This window comes from Polyangium fumosum (assembly GCF_005144585.1).
GTDB classification, from domain to species: Bacteria; Myxococcota_A; Polyangia; order Polyangiales; family Polyangiaceae; genus Polyangium; species Polyangium fumosum.
The window spans coordinates 15003-33115 of sequence record NZ_SSMQ01000074.1 but is presented as its reverse complement, the minus strand read 5'-3'; the positions used below and the strand labels follow the sequence as shown (position 1 = coordinate 33115).

15 protein-coding genes are annotated in these 18113 nt (G+C 68.0%); 6 read left to right on the top strand and 9 right to left on the bottom strand.

Annotation, left to right across the window (positions count from 1 at the left end; translation table 11 throughout):
• Nucleotides 1–11: 11 nt before the first annotated feature.
• From E8A74_RS42595 to E8A74_RS42580, 4 genes are all read right to left on the bottom strand, one after another.
• Entirely contained in the window at nucleotides 12–998 is a 987-nt protein-coding gene (locus E8A74_RS42595; RefSeq protein ID WP_136934876.1) for a hypothetical protein, read from the bottom strand.
• A gap of 123 nt (nucleotides 999–1121) precedes the next feature.
• The gene (locus tag E8A74_RS42590) at nucleotides 1122–1712 is read right to left on the bottom strand and encodes a hypothetical protein (protein ID WP_136934875.1); all 591 of its coding nucleotides are present in this window, start codon (nucleotides 1710–1712) and stop codon (nucleotides 1122–1124) included.
• Between the two features lie 382 nt (nucleotides 1713–2094).
• Nucleotides 2095–3363, bottom strand: a complete 1269-nt coding sequence (locus tag E8A74_RS42585; protein WP_136934874.1) for an acetyl-CoA acetyltransferase — start codon at nucleotides 3361–3363, stop codon at nucleotides 2095–2097.
• 44 nt (nucleotides 3364–3407) lie between these two features.
• On the bottom strand, nucleotides 3408–4895 hold the full coding sequence (locus E8A74_RS42580) for a multicopper oxidase family protein (RefSeq protein ID WP_136934873.1): 1488 nt from the start codon (nucleotides 4893–4895) through the stop codon (nucleotides 3408–3410).
• A 216-nt stretch (nucleotides 4896–5111) separates the two neighbouring features.
• On the opposite strand from E8A74_RS42580, the gene E8A74_RS42570 reads away from it, so the two are divergent.
• The 3 genes from E8A74_RS42570 to E8A74_RS42560 are packed head-to-tail and all read left to right on the top strand — an operon-like array spanning nucleotide 5112 to nucleotide 9790.
• On the top strand, nucleotides 5112–6869 hold the full coding sequence (locus E8A74_RS42570) for a MopE-related protein (protein WP_170229793.1): 1758 nt from the start codon (nucleotides 5112–5114) through the stop codon (nucleotides 6867–6869).
• A gap of 30 nt (nucleotides 6870–6899) precedes the next feature.
• Nucleotides 6900–8729 carry a hypothetical protein gene (locus E8A74_RS42565; RefSeq protein ID WP_136934871.1) on the top strand — a complete coding sequence of 610 codons (1830 nt, stop codon included), beginning with the start codon at nucleotides 6900–6902 and terminating at the stop codon, nucleotides 8727–8729.
• On the top strand, nucleotides 8726–9790 hold the full coding sequence (locus E8A74_RS42560) for a multiheme c-type cytochrome (RefSeq protein WP_136934870.1): 1065 nt from the start codon (nucleotides 8726–8728) through the stop codon (nucleotides 9788–9790). The genes E8A74_RS42565 and E8A74_RS42560 overlap by 4 nt, the downstream gene beginning before the upstream one ends.
• 3 nt (nucleotides 9791–9793) lie before the next feature.
• On the opposite strand, the gene E8A74_RS42555 is transcribed toward E8A74_RS42560, so the two are convergent.
• Entirely contained in the window at nucleotides 9794–11227 is a 1434-nt protein-coding gene (locus tag E8A74_RS42555) for a carotenoid oxygenase family protein (RefSeq protein WP_211365580.1), read from the bottom strand.
• A gap of 160 nt (nucleotides 11228–11387) precedes the next feature.
• On the opposite strand from E8A74_RS42555, the gene E8A74_RS42550 reads away from it, so the two are divergent.
• From E8A74_RS42550 to E8A74_RS42540, 3 genes are read left to right on the top strand one after another with little or no spacing between them, the layout of a single operon-like run.
• The gene (locus E8A74_RS42550) at nucleotides 11388–12707 is read left to right on the top strand and encodes an AAA family ATPase (RefSeq protein WP_136934869.1); all 1320 of its coding nucleotides are present in this window, start codon (nucleotides 11388–11390) and stop codon (nucleotides 12705–12707) included.
• A 14-nt stretch (nucleotides 12708–12721) separates the two neighbouring features.
• On the top strand, nucleotides 12722–13927 hold the full coding sequence (locus tag E8A74_RS42545; protein WP_136934868.1) for a vWA domain-containing protein: 1206 nt from the start codon (nucleotides 12722–12724) through the stop codon (nucleotides 13925–13927).
• A gap of 9 nt (nucleotides 13928–13936) precedes the next feature.
• Nucleotides 13937–14917: a hypothetical protein gene (locus E8A74_RS42540; protein WP_136934867.1), complete on the top strand. Its 981-nt coding sequence runs from the start codon at nucleotides 13937–13939 to the stop codon at nucleotides 14915–14917.
• Nucleotides 14918–14984: 67 nt separating this feature from the next.
• Here E8A74_RS42540 and E8A74_RS42535 read toward each other — a convergent pair whose 3' ends face one another.
• Genes E8A74_RS42535 through E8A74_RS42520 form a run of 4 tightly spaced genes read right to left on the bottom strand, consistent with a single transcriptional unit; the run spans nucleotide 14985 to nucleotide 18111 of the window.
• Nucleotides 14985–15263, bottom strand: coding sequence for a DUF5985 family protein (locus tag E8A74_RS42535; RefSeq protein WP_211365579.1), 279 nt, complete (start codon nucleotides 15261–15263; stop codon nucleotides 14985–14987).
• Nucleotides 15264–15279: 16 nt separating this feature from the next.
• Complete coding sequence (locus tag E8A74_RS42530) at nucleotides 15280–15543, bottom strand: DUF5985 family protein (RefSeq protein WP_136934866.1); 264 nt, start codon at nucleotides 15541–15543, stop codon at nucleotides 15280–15282.
• An 8-nt stretch (nucleotides 15544–15551) separates the two neighbouring features.
• The gene (locus E8A74_RS42525; RefSeq protein ID WP_136934865.1) at nucleotides 15552–15989 is read right to left on the bottom strand and encodes a hypothetical protein; all 438 of its coding nucleotides are present in this window, start codon (nucleotides 15987–15989) and stop codon (nucleotides 15552–15554) included.
• A gap of 22 nt (nucleotides 15990–16011) precedes the next feature.
• Nucleotides 16012–18111 carry a hybrid sensor histidine kinase/response regulator gene (locus E8A74_RS42520; RefSeq protein WP_136934864.1) on the bottom strand — a complete coding sequence of 700 codons (2100 nt, stop codon included), beginning with the start codon at nucleotides 18109–18111 and terminating at the stop codon, nucleotides 16012–16014.
• Nucleotides 18112–18113 lie beyond the last annotated feature (2 nt).

Genomic DNA, 18113 nt, shown 5'->3' with positions numbered 1-18113 from the left:
GAACCAACCGCCTACGGCTCCCGTCCCAGGATCGCGTCGACGGTCGCGACGTCGATCTGGGGGTTGAAGCTCGCTCGTGTCACGGTGTCGGGACGTAGAACCACGAAATCGGGGTGATCGGCGCGCGAATTCCCGGTCCACGCGCCTCCGCGCACGACGAGGCGCCGCCCTTCCCACACGCCGTAGAGGTCGTAGGTGTACTCGCGTGTCGTCACCTCCGTACCCACGTAATCATACGTCTTCACGTCGGGGGTCGCCACGAACAGGACGGTACGGACGTGCACGACGTCGCGCGCCCTCGTGTCACGCGTGATCTTCGTGATGGCCTTGTACACCGGCAGGTTCCAGACCTCGTGCCCGGCGTCCCTGTCGATGATGAACGGGCGCCGTTTCATGAAGAGCTCGGCGACGAGGGCCCGATGGAACGTGTGCGGCAAGATGTCCGCGTAATTGTCGTTCCACGCGCCGTCGTTGCGATCGCCGAGGGTGGGCGTGTCGGTCACGGCCTCGTACGTCTTGAGAAGGAGCGCCTTCAAGTCACCCACTTTGAAGCGCAGGGAACCGTGGACCATCGGTTTGTTCGGCTCGGGCTCCATGATCGAGGCGAGCGCCCACGCGAAGCATAGACCCGACCATGAATCGGCCCGCGCGTCGTACAGCTTGTTGCGCTCGTAGGCCGCCGCGTTCGTCGTCTTGTGCTGGATCGTGCTGCTGTAGAGGTCGTACTTCTGGAGAGGCGAGAGCTCTCCGTTCGTCTCCGTGAAGAGGAAATCGTCCACGGTCGGGAACCACCACGAGGACCAGGGCTTGCTCGTCGCTTCTGCGGAGAACTCGCCCTCCGATATCACAAGGTTTTTCCGGGTGCTGCCCCGTCTCTCGGTGACTTCCTCCACGGAAATCTCGACATCGTCGTCTTCTTCCGGTGCGTCATCCCCGCACCCAGCGACCGTAGCGAACAACATCAGCAAGAGGGCAGCAGGATGGACACGAGACGCCATGGTGGAACTCCTCCGTGCAAACGAACGATTTGTCGCGTTTTGGACTCCAACGGCTATCGACGGAAAGCGCCGGAAAGGCCGACCGCCGAGGCGGCCCGCCTTCCCGGCGTGAGACGGCTCCTTCTACTGCTGCGGCGTCTGCTTCGCCTCGCGGCAGGTGTTGACGACGTTGCCGGTCTCCTTCGTGTCCACGAAGGCCCACGCTCCCTGGGCGTCCTTCAGCTTGGCATCGCACAGCTCGGCGACGCTGCTGAACGACAAGAGCTCCTTGCAATCGTGGACGGTGACGTCACGCTTGAACGTGGTTTCCATTTCGGTGTACTCGCGACAAGGCGCCTGGACCACCATGGTCTTCGAGTGCTCTTTGTTGCCCGTGTCGCTGACGCAGGCCTTTTCGCAGCTCAGCTCCGCGTAGGTCGAGCTGCTCACCCCGAGATCGATCGGGACGAGGAACTCCCTCTGCTTCCATGTGAGATCCGTGCGCGTACACGAAATGCTGAACCACTTCGGCCCCCTCTGCCAGCCCATGGATTGCGGGTTTCCGCAGCTATTTTGGAGCTCCTCGAAACCGTACTGCCTGGCACACGTGGCTTCGGGCTCGATGGGCCGAAGGCTCTCCTGCCCGCCCGCAGCCTCCGAGGTCTTCACGTCGACGAATGCGAGAGAACCGAACGAGGCGACAGACAGACCGATGGCGAAAATGCGCTTCAACATGGCTTCCTCCAGTTTGCGTAGAGAAGACGCCCTCCCTTCGAGAGCCATCCCCACGCACTGCGCCCGCAATGCAATCGTTCTGCCGCGGGCAAACCAGGACGAAGATCCCGCCTCGGCAGGCGCTCCTCCGGCCAGGCCAGGGTTTCCTTCGCCTCAAGCGCTATCGTCGGGGCGCAAATTGCTCCGTGGGTAGGCCGCGCGCAGGCGCCTTCGGCGTCCCGGGCATATCGGCGCGCCGCGGACGCCCTTCCCCCCGGCTCGCCCCAGAGAACCCGGCAAATCGAACGAGAGCTCGACCCGACGGAATGCGCAGGCGTCCGTCAGGCGCGCGCTTCCGCCGCGTTCGCGCGTTGCCCTCGGGTCCCCCCCGATGACGATCGAATCACGCCCGCCCGATGACGAGCACCACCGCCGTCGTCGCGCTCCCGCCGATGTTCAGCGTCGCCACGCGTTTCGCGCCCGGCACCTGATTTTCTCCCGCCGCGCCCGTCACCTGCTTTTGCGCGTCGAGCAGCATGCGCACGCCCGTCGCGCCCACGGGGTGGCCAATGCCCATGAGCCCGCCGCCAGGGTTCACCGGAAGCTTCCCGCCGCGGAGGACCGTGCCGTCCTCGATGGCCCGGAACGGCTCGCCCGGCGGCGCGATGCCGAAGTGATCGATCCCCATGTAATGCGAGATCGTGAAGCAATCGTGGGCCTCGACGGCGGAGAGCGCGCTCGGCCCCTCGATCCTCGCCCGCGAGAACGCGTCGAGCACCGCGCCGCGCACGTGCGGGAACACGTACGGCTCCCCCCGGCTCGCCTCGAGTTTGTCCTTCATGCCCATACGCGCTGTCCGATGCCCGTACCCCTCGATGCGCGCGACGCTCTCGATCGGGACGCCGCGCCGCCGCGCCCACGCGGCCGCGTAGTCCGCCGACGCGAGCACCACGCAGGCGGCGCCGTCGGTCACGGGGCTCGCGTCGTAGCGGCGCGTGCGGCCGGCGATCACCGGGTTTTCCTTGTCGTCCTCGGCGAACGCGCCTTCGGAGAGCGTCCAGGTGCGGGTCTGCGCGTTCGGGTTCCTCCGCGCATTCTCGTAGTTGTTCCGCGCCAGCGCCGCGAGGTGCTCGCGCCGGAGCCCATAACGCCGATCGTATTCCTCGGCCACGTGGCTGAAGAGCTCCGGCCAGGGATACGCGACGCCGGCCGTCTCGCGCGGCACCCACGCGGCCGCGCCGAGCTTCTGCTGCGATTCGAAGCCCGACTGCGCGCGCATGAGCTCCACGCCGAGGACGAGCGCGACGTCATAACGCCCGGCTTGCAGATCGGCCATCGCCGCGAGCACCGCCACGCCACCCGAGGCGCAGGCGGCCTCGTGCCGCGTGATGGGGATTCCTGCGAGGTCCGGATGCGCCTCGGCGAGCAGCCCGCCGAGGTGGCTCTGGCCCGTGTAAAGCTCGGGGATGAAGCTGCCCACGTGCCCCACCTCGACCTCGCGGGCCTCGGCGCCCGTGGCTTCGAGCGCGCGCGTCGCCGCCTCGCCGACGAGGTCGAACAGGCCCTTGCCTTCCCGCGTGATGTTTCTGGCGAAATCGGTCTGGTGGCCGCCGAGGACGAAGACCGGGGGGAGCGCGCGATCACGCGGCGCGAGGCGGGGGGAAGCCGTCATGGTGCGACGACTCTACGGCGCGCGTGACCCCGGCGGCAAGGGCGTCAATGTCCGTGCCCGGCGGCCTGCGTGCCGACCTGGACATCGGCCATCATCCCGTTCTCGCTGTGCTCCGAGATGTGGCAGTGCACCATCCAGCGCCCGTGGTTCTCGAAGTACGAGAGAATCGTGGCGGTCTCGTTGCCGCGGACCTCCACGGTGTCGCGCAGCCCGGGCTCGAAGACCGGTTTTCCGCCGCGCTCGAGGATCTGAAAGAACTGGCCGTGGATGTGGAACGGGTGTCGCGGGCTCACGTTGCTCGACAACGTGATCTTCACGGGTACGTTCGGCTCGAACGTCTCGAGCAGCACGTGCTCGTGCCCCTCCCCCACATACGACGGCACGCCATTGATGGTGAATTGCACCTGCCCGTCCACGACCCCGCCCGAGAGCTTCCATTCGTGCCCCGCCGCCTCCACGGACGTCGCGGGCAACGAGACCTTCGGGTACACGGGCTCCGGCGTCACGGTCTCGCCTTCGATCGTCCCGCGCGCGAGCACGAAGGGCGCCTCGACCACGTTGTCGTTTTCGTCGAGCACGAGGACGAGCGCCTCCAGCACGACCTCGGTGGCGTCCGCCTGCGGGCGCACCTCGAAATCGTACCGTTGTCCCGGCGCGATCTCCACGCGCTCCAGCGCAAAGGCCTCGGGCAAGAGCCCGCCGTCGGTGGAAATGACACGCGCGTCCGCGCCCCGGATCCGGAGCCCGTACGAGAGCGCGTTCGTCGCGAGCACGAAGCGCCACCGCTCGATGGCCCCGCGCGGAATCGTGAACGTCACGGGCCCGTCGCCGTCCTCGCCGTTGATGACCCTGCCATTGGAGAGGAGACGATTGCCCACGCGCCCTCCGCCGATGTCGGGTCCGCTCGTCTGGAAGGCCGAGATCTGGTTGTTCGTGGTCCGGAGCCGGATGTCGTCGCCGACGAAGATTCGCTCGGCCGAGAACACGGGGAAATCACGCTCGTGGACGACGAGGGCGCCGTAGAGGCCGTATTCGAGCTGCTGGATCTGGTGGTAATGCGTGTGATACCAGAACGTGCCGGCGTCGGGGACGACGAAATCGTACGTAAACGACGCGCCCGGCTGCACCGGAGTCTGGATCACGGGGGATCCGTCCATTTGATCGGAGATGCGGAGCCCGTGCCAGTGGATGACCGTCTCCTCGGCGAGATCGTTCCTGAAATGGATGATGACCCGATCGCCGACCCGCGCGTGGAGCAGCGGCCCCGGGAATTGATCATTGTAATTGAAGAGCTGTGTGGCCTGGCCCGGGAGGAGTTGCACGGCGTGGGGCCGCGCGACGAGGTCGACCTCCACGATGTGGGGGTCGGGGTTCAGGTCCGGCATGGGCGTGAGCCCCGATACCTCGGGAAGCGGCGGCAATTCGGGGTGTACGACCTCTCCGACGGTCGTGCTCGGCGCGGGGGGCGCCTCGCTCCCGCAGCCCATGAGGAACCCGACAAGGGCAAACGCGCCCATCGTGTAGCGATTCATGGGACATGAAGCTACCAGTCCCCGCCGAACATGAAAATGAAAATCGTTCTCATCTTTGGGCAGTGTAAACCGTTGTGCAAGTCACATCATGCGCGGTGGGGGAGGCCCGCCCGCAGCACGCGCCCTTGGCGCCTTTGCCTCGCGCGACCGTCCTCGTGACCGCGCAAGGCCCGGCTTCCTCTTGACGTTCCGCGCGTGCTCGTGTCCCGTCGGGCCATGCGCACTTCGCTCGTTCTTCCGCTCTGGTTTGGTGTCGTGGTTCTCGGCTGTGGTGACGCCGGCGAGATCGGGGAGACCAGCGCAACCGGCTCCGGCGCGAGCACCGTCGGATCCGGAGGCAATGGCGGCATGGGCGGCGCGATCGTGGGATCCGGCGGAATGGGCGGCAACGGGGGAATGGGCGGCAACGGGGGAATGGGCGGCGCTGGCGGCAACGGTGGCAATGGCGGGAGCGGAAACGGCGGCGGAGGCGGTGCCGGCGGCGGAAGCGGGAGCGGGAGCGGCGGCGGGAGCGGGAGCGGCGGCGCGGGCGGCAGCGGTGGTATCGGCGGCAATGGCGGCGCGGGCGGCAGCGGCGGTGTCGGGGGCGTCGGCGGAATGGGCGGCAATGGCGGCGGCGGCAGCGGCGGCATGGGCGGCAATGGCGGCATGGGCGGCGCCCCTCCGTTCTGCATGCCCGGCTCCATCGAGACCTGCTACACGGGCCCGTGCGGCACACAAAACATCGGCGCTTGCAAGCCCGGTACGATCACCTGCAATCCGGATGGAACGGCCTATGGCCCCTGCACCGGCGAAGTGACCCCGGTCCCCGAGGTCTGCGCGACAGCCGCCGACGACGATTGCGACGGACAAACCAACGAAGAAGGCGCTGATTGCGTCTGCGCCCCCGGCTCGTCCGAGCCCTGCTACACCGGCCCCATGGGAACCGCCGGCCTCGGCATCTGCATGGCGGGCACGCAGGTCTGCAACGACCTCGGCACGGCCTACGGCCCCTGCACCGGCGAAGTCACGCCCGTGGCCGAGACCTGCGCCACCGCGGAGGACGACGATTGCGACGGACAAACCAACGAGGAAGGCGCCGGTTGCGTCTGCCCTCCGAACGCCGTCCTCCCCTGTTATACCGGGCCGGTGGGCACGCTCGGCGTCGGACTCTGCAAGGCCGGAACGGCGATGTGCAACGCGCTCGGCACCGCGCTCGGGGACTGCATGGGACAAACCCTCCCGGCCACCGAGACGTGCGCCACGCCCGGCGACGACGATTGCGACGGCCAGACCAACGAGGGCTGCGTCTGCGCCCCGGGCAGCACGCAGAGCTGCTACACCGGCCCCGCGGGCACGTCGGGCGTCGGCGCCTGCAAGGCCGGCACGCGGGCCTGCAATGCACAGGGGACGGGATACGGGGCCTGCACCGGCGAGATCCATCCGCAACCCGAGAGCTGCATGACGGCCGCCGATGACGATTGCGACGGGCAAACCAACGAAGGGTGCGCCGCTCAGACCTGCGCGGTCTACCAGGAGAACTTCGACGACGGCAACGCGAGCCCCCTCACCGCAGGCGTGTACAAAGTCGACTGGTGCGACGATTACATCCCGCTCGCCTCGAACACGCCTGCCTGCATGACGGGCCGCACCCTCCGCACGAACGAATCCACGATCGATCCCACGATTTGGGTCTACAAGGGCGACGCGAGCTGCACCTCCGTGCGATTGAATTACACCTATTACCAGTACGACCTCGCGAACGTGAATGTCTCCTACCAGCAGAGCAACGATACGATCGAATCCTGCGAGAAATCGGGCCTCTTCACCAGCGTCACGGGCCATAACACGCTCAAGGCGTGCGCGGCGCAGACGCAGATCACGATCCCGTTCGGCAGCTCGAAGGGCGTGTACATCCGCTTCGACCACGGCACGGGCCAGAACGCGCTCTGGCTCGACAACCTCTCCCTGGAGTTCGTCGGCTGCGGCTGTTGAGCCTCCGGGCGAGTCGCGTTATCGTCGGGCATGGTCTCCCGCGCCCGCCGCTCGCCCTCCCCTGCCCTCGCCGCGCTGCTCGCCGCCCTCCCCCTCGGTTGCGGCGCGCCGCAAAGCCCCGCGAACGTCGACGCGACCGCCTCGAAGCCCAACACCCAAGCCCCGCACGCGAGCGCCGCGCCGACGACAACCGACGCGCCCCCCACGAACGAAACGCCGGGCCCCACCGCCTCCGAAAGACCCGCGCGATCGCCGAGCCCCTTCCACCCGCTGATCGTGCACGGACAGCCGAGCTTCCGGATGTTCGTGCTCCCCTCGTTCGTCGCGGCCATCAGCGGGGATTACCTCTCGACGCCCATTCGGATCGACGACACCGGCGCGCGGGTCGACAGCAGCCTCTATGCCGGGCTCAAGGGCCTCGGCGAGCCCAATGCCTTTTACGTCATGTGGATCACGGGCGATCCGCCGAACCATGGCAAGCTCGGGCTCAACCTGCCCGGTGAGCGTGGCGGCGAGGACGTGTTTTATTCCTGGAAAGGCTCGGCCTGGGCGCGCGACCCCGACAAACCCATGCCGCCGGCCGTCTCGAACGCGTATTACGCCGGCGCGATCTATTCAAGCGCGCCCTGGGGCGATAGGACGTTGTACGAGATCAACGACCCCAAGCTCGACGAAGCCAAACCGATCTTCGTGCTCGGCCCCGGCGGGAGCAGCCCGCCCGCGCCCGAAATCACCCGAGGCGCAGGGAGCTGCAAAACGAAGCTGCTCGGGCATGCCGACCTCGCGCTGCTGCCATCGGGGGATCTGATCGGCTTCGGGAAGGTATGCGGCGAGGGAGACAAGCCTTCGTTTTTCGGGCAATCGGGCGCGGGGCCGCTCGCCGTGGAGCGCTGGCCCAAGGGGGCGCGCACGTCGGTGATCGATGTGCTTCCAGGCTCGGAGGCCGTGACCTCGCTCCCGCCCGGCTCGCGCCTTTACGTGCTCGGCCCGAACGACGTCCTCGCCGTGGCCCAGCCCGCCGACCACGGGGCCTACGTGGCGCATTGGAATGGCAAGGCCTGGAGCGACGTCTCGCCCGGCAAAAAGGAGAATGTCAACGATGCCTTCCGCACGAAGGACGGCGCGCTCTGGCTCGTGCGCGAGAGGGGGCTCGATCGATATACATCCGGGAAATGGTCGAGCCTCACGCTCCCCGGCGATGACCGGCCGCTCGAATGGGCCAAACTCGGCCCGAACGGCACGATCTGGGCCGGACGCTCGGAACAGCTCCTGACCTTCGAAAAAGACAGCTTCCACGTGATCCCCCTGCCGGAGCTCGATCCCGCCGAGGAAGGCACGCCGATCGACATCGTCTTCCGCGGCGACGAGACCCTGGTCGCGGCGCGCGCCGGCGGCCAGGTGACGGTGCTCTCCACGAAAAAGCCCACGAAGGAGCTGGATCTCGACGCCCCACAGGAGCCCGGGGAAGGCGCACCGCCACCGCCGCGCCCTGCGCCAAAGTCCGAGCCCCACGCATTCGCCCGCATCACGCCCGGGACGCCGAGCTGCAAGGAGCTCTTCGTCGTGCTCTACAAGCTCGCGAAGGTGGCCCCGCCCGATTACGATTTTCCCCTCACCCGCGCCGCGCTCAAGGGCCACACCGAACTTTCGGGCGTGAAATTCGCCGAGACCGAGGAGACGGGCCGCCGTTATTTCGTGGCCTTCGTCCCGAGTTTTTCCCTGGGCCAGAAGCTCGTGAAGACCGTCCAGGAAGGCGTGAAGGGCTCGACGCCGCAGCTCCTCTGCGGAAAACCTGCCCGGACGAACCGGGACATCCGCATCGACCTGCGCACCGGGGAGATTGTCAAGGCGAACCCATGACCTCCGGAAGGATCATTCTCCTCGCCACACTCGCCTCGGGGCTCCTCGGGTTCGCCGCCGCCGAATCGGCCGAGCCCACGAGAATGCCGGGGCCCGCGCCCGCGGCCCGCACGGCCCACGCGGCCGAGGAGAACGCGCGTTGCGAGGGCTGCCACGCGGACATCGCCGCGGAATGGCGCGCCTCGCTGCACAAAAAGGCCCACGACGATCCGGCCTACCAAAGGGCCCTCGCGATCGAGCCCCTGCCCTTTTGCCGCGGCTGCCATGCGCCGGAGGCCGATCCCATGCGGGATCCGCCGCCCGATCTCGGCGCCCTCGGCGTCGCCTGCACCTCGTGCCACGGCGACAGCTCGCGCGTGCTCGCCGCCCCGCGCGAGACGCAACGAATCGCGCCGCACCCGGTCGTGCGCGCGGCCGCCTTCGCCTCGGCCTCCGCCTGCGCGGCTTGCCACGAGTTTTCCTTTCCCGACCCCGATCGCCGCTTCACACCGCTCTTCATGCAGACGACGGCGAGCGAGCACCGGGCCTCGCCGTTCGCCGGCGCGAGCTGCGCCGAATGCCACATGCCCCTCGTGGGCGAAGGCACGTCGAAGCACCGCAGCCACGTATTCTCGGCCTCGCGGGATCCCGCGCTCCTGCGCGCCGCGGCCCGCATCACGGCCACGCGCGCGGGCGCGGGCACCGTCGAGGTACGTATCGAGCCCCTCGCCCTTGGACACGCCTTCCCCACCGGGGATCTCTTTCGGCGCCTCACCATCCGCGCCGAGGCGGTGGGCCCGGAGCAAAACGTGCTCTCCGAGGATACGCGTTACCTCTCGCGGCGCTTCGGCCGCGGCAAAGGGCGCGACGGCCACTCCATAAAAGTGCTCACCGGCGACGATCGCGTGATGCCCGGCGCGCCGTCCGTCATCACGCTCTCGCTCGGCGAAAAGGCCAAACCTGCGCCGATCCTGTGGCAAGTCACCTACGAGCGCGTGGAGCACCCGATTGAAGAGAGCTCGGATCTCGCCGTGGTGGAGGGCGAGGTCGTGCTCGCGGAAGGCGCGCTCGCCCCGCCCTGAACGTCACGCCGGAAGGTCCGATCCCGGCACCCACCACGCGTGATACCCGGTCGGCACGCGCTGCGGGAGTTTGACCCGCGCGAGAGGGGCCCGGGTGACGTCTTTCGCGTCGAGCACGTATGCCTCGCTCTCGCCGCTCGCCTCGTCGACGACGAACGTCACGAGGTACCCGTCGTCCTCGCCCTTCGAGCCCACGCGTGGCGCGAATACGACCTCGCTGCCGAAGCGGCCCGCCGGATACGAAAATGCCGTGCTCGTCCCCGCCTCGTAATCGTATTTGATCACGCCGTCGAAGAGCAGCGTCGGCGCGGACGCGTGAAGCCGCGGGTTGTAGCTGTACCGCGTCTTCCGGCCGAGCGCGCGGTTATCCATGCGCGGAAACTCCGTGAGCACGTCGTCGAGGCGCGACTCCTTCACGGCGCCCGTCTTCGTATCGAGCTCCCACCGATACAGGTTCGGTTCGAGCCGCAAAAACCCGATCGTCGGTACCTCGCGCGCGGGGTTTTGCGGATCCCCGGCCACGGGCGCGTCGATCTTGCAGCCGACGAGCACGATCCGATCCCCCTCCTCCCACGCATTGATGGTGTGGTACATGTAAAACGGATCGGTCTCGAACCAGCGAATCTCGGAGCCCGGCGCGTGGCGCGGCAGCACGCCGATGCGCGCAGGTTTGTCCCGAAAATATTTCACTTTCGTCTTGCCGACGGCGAGGAGCTGCGGGTCCCATTGCATCGACATGTCGAAGAAGATGGTAAAATGCTCGGTGATCGCGAGATCGTGCTGGAGGCGCGGCCCGGGCAGGTCGATCTCGGTCTTGTGCACGAGCTCGCCCGCGGGCGAGACGACGGCGTACGTGAGGTACGGCGGGAAGGGCTTGTAATCGAAGAGCATGAGCTCGCCCGTGACCGCGTCGACCTTGGGGTGCGCCGAGATCGTGGGCATCTTGCCGCCCCACGTCTCCGTGCCGCACGTGTCGAGCGAAGCCGGATGCACGACGTACGCCGCGCCGCCGAGCCACCAGAGCGAATACAACCGGCCCCCGTGAAACACGAGGTCGGTGTTCGACGTGTCCTTGAAAGGCCCGCGCGGATTCGTGAAATCCGGCCGCTCGGTGACGCCCGTCCAGAGCGACGCGCCCGCCTTCTCCTCCTCCACGAACGCCCACGTGCGCACCCAGCGGTTCGCATAACGCGCGCGACCGTCCTCGAAGCGGAGCGCGTGGATCATGCCGTCGCCGTCGAACCAGTGGTACCGGCCCTTCTGGCGGAATCGCGGGTTCGAGCCGTTGCGCACGAACACGCCCGCGAGGTCTCGCGGAATCTCGCCGATCACGGGCAGATCGTGCGCCGTGATCTCGCGATCGACGGGCGCGTAGTTGCCCGACAGATAAGGCGGCGGCGCGGGGCTCTCGGCGCTCGAAGTCATGGACGTCGTCATGGCTCTCTCCGGCGTGGACGGGGCGGCTCGCGCGCCCCACATGCGCGAGCCGAGAGGATAAGGAAACCGGTATCGAGGCGCAAGGGTCGATGTCTCGCGGCACGACACGCTTGGAAGGGGCGTGGCAGCGGCCCGCGCACGTGCTAGCCGAAAGCATCCCGTGGCAAAACCTTCCTCCGCTCCCGTCCTCGAAAGCCGCCCCGCGCACATCCCCGTCGGCCCCCGGCTCGAAGCCGTGCTCGAGCTCGCCTATCGCGCGCGGCGCCCCGTGCTGCTCGAAGGGCCAACCGGCATCGGCAAGAGCGACATCGTCAAGAAGCTCGCCGATCGCCTCGGGATTTCCCACGTGGTGCTCGACCTGTCGCTGCTCGAACCGCCGGACCTCGTGGGCCTGCCCGTCATTCAGGAGGGCCGTACGCGTTACGCCGTGCCCGACATCCTGCCGCAAGACGGCGCGGGCATCCTGATGCTCGAAGAGCTGAACCGCGCCGAGCGCTACATCCAGCAGCCCGCCCTGCAGCTCCTCAGCGCGCGGCGCCTGCACGGATACGAGCTGCCGCCGGGCTGGGCCTGCTTCGCCGCCGTCAACCCCGAGACCGAGGGCTACCACGTGACGCCGCTCGACAAGGCGCTCCGAGCGCGTTTTTTGAGCCTGCCCGTGCGCGCCGACCGCCCGAACTGGCTCGCGTGGGCGCAGGTGAACGACGTGCACCCGGGCGTCATCGCGATCGCGCAGGCGCACGAGCGCGTGCTCGACGACGTGCCGCCGCGGACGTGGACCTACGTCTCGCACCTGCTCAAGACGCTGCGGCCCGACGAAATCGAGAACGTGGGCCTCCTCCGCGATGCGCTCTCGGGGTATTTGCCGACGTCGTGGATCGAGCTCGTCGTTTCGAGCCGCGGCGTGTGGTCGAGCCGCCTGCCCTTCGACGTGCGCGCGCTGCTCGCCGACTACGATCGCCGCGCCGATCTCTCGCGCGCCGTGCGAGGCTTTGCCGAGGCCGGACAAACCGATCGGCTCGACGAGATCACGACGCGCCTCGTGCGCCTGCTCGAAGGGCCCGAGGCCGGCGTACTCGCGGCCGAGCGGCAAATCACGCTCGCCTCGTTCGAGGCGCTGCTCGCGGATCTGCCCGGCGATCAGCGCGACAAACTCGTCGAGGCGCTCGGACGAAACCCCACGGCGACCTCGCTCCTCGAGGTCCGCCCCGAGGAACTCTGCGAGCGTTATGCGAATAGCCCGGCGCAGCGCAAGCTACATGCGTGGGCCGCCGATCCCTTGAAGCAGCACCGCGTGGGGCTCGCCGTGACGGCGCTCTCGTCGCACCTCGAACGACAAACCAAGCTCGCGGAGGTCAAGCGCAGCAACGTGGTGCGCGCGAGCCTCGGCGTGCTGCTCGCCGAGCTGCCCGAGCGCTGGGCGCTCGATCTCGTGGCGACGTGCAAGCGCCTCGGCATCACCCCCATCCGCCCCGGTTGACGGAAATACTACACATGGTCGATCCCGTCCGCGCCTTCCTCGACGATTTCGTGCAAACGAGCGATTTCGCGCGGCGGTACCCGTATTATGCGGCCGCCCTTGCGAACATGGTGCCGGTCGCCGATCCGTCGGTGAAACGGATGGCCGTCTCGCTCCACGAAGGGCGGTTTTTCCTGCACGTGAACGTCGAGTCGTTCCTGCGCGAGCCGCAATGGCTGCGCGGCGTGCTCCTGCACGAGGTGCACCACGTGGTGCTCGGGCACCTCTCGCACCCCAAATTCGCAGATCCGGCCGAGCCGGAGCTCCTCGAACTGGCGCTCGAAATGAGCGCGAACGAGTTCATCGAGGAGCCCCTGCCCGACCCGATCACGTGGCAAAAATACACGGGCTTCGGCATTCGCGCGGGCCAGAGCAGCCTGGAGCGCTACGAAAGACTGCTCGAAGCGGCGCGGGCTGGCAAACTCACGGCGAAACACGCGCCGGGCGGCGAGAGCGTCGACGAGCACAGATTGCTTCGGCGCGCGGCGGGCGCGCCCGGATCGGTCGAACAAGCCCGGATGCTCGTGGCGCGGGCCATGGAGACCGCGGGCGACGTCGGGCCGGAGGGCCCACCCGAGCGCAAGTTGCTCGCGGGAAAGGAGCCGGGGAGGCTACTCGCGGAGCTCGACGGCGTGCTCGGGCCGCCCGAATGTTTCGTCGATTGGAAAACGGCGCTGCGCATGTTCACGTCGCGGCGGCGCACGCCCGTCGGCACGTTCGCGCGGCCAAGCCGGCGTTTCCCTTCGCGCATCGGCGAAGTGCCGGGGCGCGCGTGGTCGCCGCGGGCGATGGCGCGGCCGCGCGTGCTCGTGACGATTGATACGTCGATGAGCATGACGGATGCCGAGCTCGCCGAGATCGCAAAGCAGCTCACGCTCCTCGCCGAGGAGGCCCGCCTCACGGTCGTCGAATGCGACTGCGAGATCCAGCGCGTCTATCCATTCACGGGCGCGATCGAGGACGTGCAGGGGCGCGGCGGCACGGATCTCCGCAAGGTCTTCGCCGAGCGTTTTTGGCGCCCGCACGCGCCCGACGGAATCGTGTATTTCACGGACGGCGAGGGCCCCTTCCCCGAGGAGCCGCCGCCCGTGCCGACGCTCTGGATCCTCACGAAGCCGCAGAATTTCGCGTGCCCGTGGGGCGAACGTGCGATCCTGGAGCGCCGCCGCGCGCGCGGATAGGGTGCCGAGATGGGAGCCTTCGACGAAGTCCTCGCAAAGGTGTCTTGTCCCGCGTGCGGCGCGCAGCACGATCGCGGCTTTCAAACGAAGCTGTTCGAGCCCGACTACGACGAGCGCCCCGGCGGGACATTCGAGATCGGAGGCGCGCCGATCCGGGCGCACCTCTCGGTCGAGCACTTCGAAAAACGCGCAGGCCGTGAGGGCTGGGACGACGATTGGATCGCGCTCGCGCCGTGGCAGCGTGGTACGCCGCTCGTGGCCCTCCTCGAAGATCAGTCGTTTTATTGCTCCTGTGCCGCGTTCGTCGCGCCGGAGCTCCGCTTCGACCTCTGCGCGGACGGCGACCACGCCGACGTCCGCCTCATCGGCGTCGAAGCGGAGCTCCTCTCACGCGAGGACGCGCTCGTCGGCGTTCATTTCTCCGAGCTGATTCCGCCGGGTCTCGTCCCGCTCTCGGAGCACGCGCAAGGGTCGAAGGCCCTGAAGGACGGAACGCCCGAGGAGCGCCGGCGGATCCTCGCTGCCGCATATCGAGAACACGCGTTCCTACCGCTCGTCTCCACGCCGCGAACGCCCTCGCCCGGGGGGTCGGACTTCCTCTCGGCGCCCATGCGCTGCCGGGCATGTGGTGACCGCCGGACGCGATTTTGCCATACGTCACTCTTTCAAGATCTGGAGGCGCCGTCCTACGCGGAGTCGGTCGCGGGCGAGGAGATCCCCGTCCCGATCCCGCCCGGCAGCACGCACCTTTACCATGCGAAACGCCCCGTCGTCCTGGGGGAGCGATTCGGCGTCCTCGAAGCCTCGCACCCCTGGTTTTGCGCCTGCGGCGCCGGGCCGATCCTCCCGCTCCTCTGGTTTATCGCCGGTCGAGGGTCCGCGACAATCATTGAAATGGAGGCGCTCGATCACCTGGACGACGAGACGCTCGCGCGGGTCCACTTCGTCCATGTCGAGCACGTCTCGCCTCTGCGCCGAGGCACATCTTGAAGGCGTGAAGCAAAGAAGAGCACGCGCTTTCGCCGCCCGTGGATCTCGGAGTGAATCGCTCTCGTCTTCAGGGAATCGGTCGAGGCGTCGCCTTGTGCGCGCGGTTCTTGTCGATCACGGCGTAAATGATGAGGGCGTTCGCGACGAGCCGCACGAGGTACACGTAAGGGTAATCGTCCTCGGGCAGCTTCACGATGGCCAGGATCAGCCGGTTCACGGCCATGAGCGAGAACGAGAGCGCAAAAATGGCGAAAAGCCGATCCCGCGTGCTGCGCCAGAAGCGCAAAAAAAACAGCGCGATCACCAGGAATCCGAGAATCAGGGCTCCGCTGATCAGATCGTTCATCGCCTCACCCGTCGCCTCAATCGCGCAAATCGTACACGAGACCATACAGGAGAAACGAAACGCCCATCACGGCGGGAATTTGCCGCACCGTCGAGAGATCGTGCTCCGGAATCATGATCAGATCGACGAACAGGAGCACGTTGTTCAAGGCGAGCCCGGCGAAGCAGAGGCCGCTCCATAACAACAGGCGCACCTTGCGCGCGGCATAGGCACGCAGGAGCAGCGTCATCGCGACGAGGCTCGTGAGCGTGCAGAGAATGTACACGACGGCCGGTATCATGCTTGCCCTCACTTCTTCTTCAGCATGAACGCGTCCGAAAACGCGCGCAAATCACTCTCGGGACGCCCATAGACGAGATCGATCACCGCGAGCCGCCTCTCCTTGTAGAGCTTCGCCGCCGCGTCGATCAGCGCCGCGATCTCTTCGGATTCGGGGCCGTGCTGGTACACGGGCCCGCGCTCGGTAGGGCGAACCTTGACGAAACGCGCCTCCGCGAGGTGCTCGAGGCGGCGCCCAATCGACATCAAGCTCGATCCGAGCTCGCGGCTCACCTCCTCGGCGCGCCATTCCCGCGCCGCCGTGTCCCGCAAAAGAAACATTACCTCGAGCTGTTCGAGCGACGAGACGTGCTCCTGGATGAACTGCACGAGCTCCGTCGGAATGGGCCCCGAGGACGTCCTGAGGCCTCCATCCGGCTTCGAACCGCGATCCTGCTGGTCCCCCATCGCCATTCATCCGGGCTCGCCGTCAGGGGACCTCGCGGAGGGCCACGGCCTCCACGGGCTCCAGACGCGAGCAAGGCGCGCCGACGAGCCCCGCAATGGCGCGGACGAGCTCGGCAGGATCGATGGGTTTGGCCGCGTGGCGCTGGAAGCCCGCCGCGAGCGCGCGCGCTTGGTCCTCCGCGCGCGCATGCGCCGTGAGCGCGAGTGCAGGCACCGCGCCCCCGCGCTCGGGCGTGCGGCGACGAACGAAATCGATGAAGTCGTAGCCGTCCTCGCCCGGCATCGCGATGTCGCTGACGAGCACGTGCGGGCGCGCGGCGTCGAGCTCCGCGATCGCCTCGCGCACCGTGGCCGCGATCCGGACGTCGGCGCGATGCGCGGCGAGGACCTGGCGCAGGATCTCGCGCGTGTCCTGATCGTCGTCGACCACGAGGACACGCAGGCCGCTCAGATCGGGCAACGGGAGGCGCGGTTTGCCGTAGGGCGGAGGCGTCGGTCCCTCGGCTTCGCGCGGCAGGAACGCCGAGGGGAGGCGCACGGTGAATGTCGAGCCGAGGCGTGGACCTTCGCTGTGCGCGCTGACCGTGCCGCCATGCGAGACCACGATGTGCCGCACGACCGCGAGGCCGATGCCGAGGCCGCCGTGCATGCGGCGGCTCGAGCTGTCGCCTTGGCGAAACCGATCGAAGACGTACGGGAGGAAGTCCGGGCGGATGCCCTCGCCGTTGTCCGCGATGGCGAGCTCGAGCTCGTCGCCTACGCGGCGCAGGCGCACCTCGATGCGACCGCCGCGCGGCGTGAACTTGATGGCGTTCGAGAGCAGGTTCGTCGCGACCTGCCGCAGTCGCTCCGGATCCCCAAGGGCCGAGTCCTTGCCCGCGGAGCACACGACAACGAGCGTGATGTCCTTGGCCTGCGCGGCGGGCCGGAGCGCGTCGACGGAGGCCTCGACGAGCGGCGCGAGGCGCACCTGCCGCTGCTCCATGCTCATCTTGCCCGTGACGATCCGCGAGACGTCGAGCAGGTCCTCGATGAGCTTGTTCTGCGCCCCCGCGTTGCGATCGATCACCTCGAGCCCGCGCGCGAGCTTGGCCGCGTCGGGCTGGGTCTCGCGCAGGATCCGCGTCCAGCCGATGATCGCCGTGAGCGGCGTGCGCAGCTCGTGCGAGAGCGTCGCGAGGAACTCGTCCTTGAGGCGGCTCACCTCGCGCTCCTCGGCGTGGAGGAGGTTCTGCAGCGCGACCGAGGCGAGCTGCGCGGAGAGCAAGAGCAACGACTCGTCGTCCTCGCGGAAGCCGTCGGCCTCGCCGTTCGTGACCTCGATCCACCCGACGCGCGTGCCGTCCGATCCGACGAGCGGCACCGCCATGAGCGGGCCGGGTTCGTCCGCGCGCTCGGGATCCCGCTGCGCGCGCTCCGATGCGGAGAGCGTGACCACGCTCCCCGCGGTGGCAACACGCGTGAAGATCCAGTCGTTCGCGGGATCCACAGGGACGGTCCGCGGCGCGGCGACTGCGCCCGCCGAGGACGCGGCCGTCCCGAGCTTCGATCCGCTGACGAGCGCGACGAACGACGACCTCGCCCCGAGCGCGGCGCGCGCGCCCGAGGCGATGGCGTCGAGCATCGCTTCGAGGGATCGCGCCCCGTTGATCGAGAGCGACGCGCGCGCGAGCGCCGCGAGCTGACCGGCCTTTTTCGCGATCGCCTGCGTCGCGAGGTTCGCCTCCTCCGTCTTGCGGTAGAGCTCGACGAACACCGAGACCTTCGCGCGCAGGATGTCCGAATCGACCGGCACGAGCATGTAGTCGACGGCGCCGAGCGCGTAGCCTTGCTCGGCCTGGATCGCGTCGCCGAACGCCGTGAGGAAGATGATCGGCGTCTGCCGGGAGCGCTTGCGTTGTCGGATGAGCCGCGCCGTCTCGAAGCCGTCCATGATCGGCATGTCGACGTCGAGCAGGATGACCGCGAAGTCCTCCTGCAACAGAAACCGAAGCGCATCCCGCCCGCTCTGCGCGAGGACGACCCGCTCCCCGAGCTCGGCGAGCATGGTCTCGACCGCGAGGAGCCTGTCCCTGCGATCGTCCACGACGAGAATCCCGACCTTGTCGCGAGCGTGCTTCATGC